The organism is Asaia sp. VD9, assembly GCF_037150015.1.
Classification (GTDB): domain Bacteria; phylum Pseudomonadota; class Alphaproteobacteria; order Acetobacterales; family Acetobacteraceae; genus Asaia.
The window spans coordinates 1-2500 of record NZ_JBBCQM010000028.1 but is presented as its reverse complement, the minus strand read 5'-3'; the positions used below and the strand labels follow the sequence as shown (position 1 = coordinate 2500).

General features: G+C 55.5%; 1 tRNA gene and 2 rRNA genes (1 of these 3 cut by a window edge). All 3 read left to right on the top strand.

The features are described 5' to 3' along the window. Positions 1-2146: ribosomal RNA gene (locus WFJ47_RS16215) — 23S ribosomal RNA — on the top strand; it begins 597 nt to the left of the window's first position. A gap of 111 nt (positions 2147-2257) precedes the next feature. Continuing rightward, positions 2258-2372 (top strand): 5S ribosomal RNA (rrf, locus tag WFJ47_RS16210). A gap of 35 nt (positions 2373-2407) precedes the next feature. After that, positions 2408-2484, top strand: a tRNA-Met gene (locus WFJ47_RS16205). Positions 2485-2500: the final 16 nt, after the last annotated feature.

The following is a 2500-nucleotide window of genomic DNA, read 5'->3' as shown; positions in this document are numbered from 1 at the left end:
AGGTGTAGGCGTAGCGAAAGCGAGTCTGAATAGGGCGCATGAGTTGCTGGCAGAAGACCCGAAACCGAGTGATCTAGCCATGGCCAGGCTGAAGGTGCGGTAACACGCACTGGAGGGCCGAACCCACGCCTGTTGAAAAAGTCGGGGATGAGCTGTGGCTAGGGGTGAAAGGCCAATCAAACTCGGAGATAGCTGGTTCTCCGCGAAATCTATTGAGGTAGATCGTCACGTATTGCCCTCGGGGGTAGAGCACTGGATGGGCTAGGGGGACCCAAAGTCTTACCAAACCTAACCAAACTCCGAATACCGAGGAGTATGAGCGTGGCAGACAGACAGTGGGTGCTAAGGTCCATTGTCGAGAGGGAAACAGCCCAGACCACCAGCTAAGGCCCCCAAATCGTGGCTAAGTGGGAAAGGATGTGGGGATTCCAAAACAACCAGGAGGTTGGCTTAGAAGCAGCCATCCTTTAAAGAAAGCGTAATAGCTCACTGGTCTAATAGAAACCCTGCGCCGAAAATGTAACGGGGCTCAAGCCACGTGCCGAAGCTGTGGGTGCATATCTTTGATATGCGCGGTAGCGGAGCGTTCCGTAGGTCTGCGAAGGAGACGGGGTGACCCTCTCTGGAGATATCGGAAGTGCGAATGCTGACATGAGTAGCGACAAACAGTGCGAGAAACACTGTCGCCGAAAGTCCAAGGGTTCCTGCGCAAGGTTAATCCACGCAGGGTGAGCCGGCCCCTAAGGCGAGGGCGAAAGCCGTAGTCGATGGGAACCAGTTGAATATTACTGGGCCTGCCAGAAGTGACGAATGCGATATGTTGTCTGGTCTTATTGGATTGACCAGGCTTTTGGAGCATTCCAGGAAATAGCTCTGGCGTATAGACCGTACCCGAAACCGACACAGGTGGACTGGTAGAGAATACCAAGGCGCTTGAGAGAACGATGCTGAAGGAACTAGGCAAATTGCTCGTGTAACTTCGGGATAAGCGAGACCCGTCCGTGGGCAACCATAGGCGGGTGGCACAGACCAGGGGGTAGCGACTGTTTAGTAAAAACACAGGGCTGTGCGAAGTCGAGAGACGACGTATACGGCCTGACGCCTGCCCGGTGCCGGAAGGTTAAGAGGAGATGTGCAAGCATTGAATTGAAGCCCCGGTAAACGGCGGCCGTAACTATAACGGTCCTAAGGTAGCGAAATTCCTTGTCGGGTAAGTTCCGACCTGCACGAATGGCGTAACGACTTCCCCACTGTCTCCAGCATCGACTCAGCGAAATTGAATTCCCCGTGAAGATGCGGGGTACCCGCGGTCAGACGGAAAGACCCTATGAACCTTTACTGCAGCTTTGCAGTGGCATCAGAGACATCCTGTGTAGGATAGGTGGGAGGCTACGAACCCGGGACGCCAGTACCGGTGGAGCCGTCCTTGAAATACCACCCTGAATTTTTCTGATGTCTAACCGAGACCAGTCTAGCCTGGTCCGGGACCCTGCATGGTGGGCAGTTTGACTGGGGCGGTCGCCTCCCAAAGTGTAACGGAGGCGCGCGATGGTGGGCTCAGGTCGGTCGGAAACCGACTGTCGAGTGCAATGGCATAAGCCCGCCTGACTGTGAGAGTGACAGCTCGAACAGAGACGAAAGTCGGCCATAGTGATCCGGTGGTCCCACGTGGACGGGCCATCGCTCAACGGATAAAAGGTACTCTAGGGATAACAGGCTGATCTCCCCCAAGAGTCCACATCGACGGGGAGGTTTGGCACCTCGATGTCGGCTCATCACATCCTGGGGCTGGAGCAGGTCCCAAGGGTTCGGCTGTTCGCCGATTAAAGTGGTACGTGAGCTGGGTTTAGAACGTCGTGAGACAGTTCGGTCCCTATCTGCCGTGGGTGTATGAGACTTGAGAGGATTTGTCCCTAGTACGAGAGGACCGGGATGAACATACCTCTGGTGTACCGGTTGTCGCGCCAGCGGCACAGCCGGGTAGCTAAGTATGGACGGGATAACCGCTGAAAGCATCTAAGCGGGAAACCCACCTCAAAACTAGGTCTCACAGGGCCGTGAAAGACCATCACGTCAATAGGCCGGGTGTGGAAGCGTGGTAACACGTGAAGCTAACCGGTCCTAATCGCCCATATCGCTCACACAACGCTCTCACAAAGAGAGCATACACATGCATAGCAATCATCCACGCAAACACACTCATCATACCAAACACCAACCTCCACACCGACACATAGTTGTCGGGTGGATCAGAAGACCTGGTGGCTATGGCGGGAGACTTCCACCCGATCCCATCCCGAACTCGGCCGTGAAACGCCCCAGCGCCTATGATACTGCATCTCAAGATGCGGAAAAGTCGGTCGCCGCCAGGTCCCCTGATCCACCCCACAAAACACCCCACCACCCTCGCGGGGTGGAGCAGCCCGGTAGCTCGTCAGGCTCATAACCTGAAGGCCGCAGGTTCAAATCCTGCCCCCGCAACCAAATCCCCACACATACA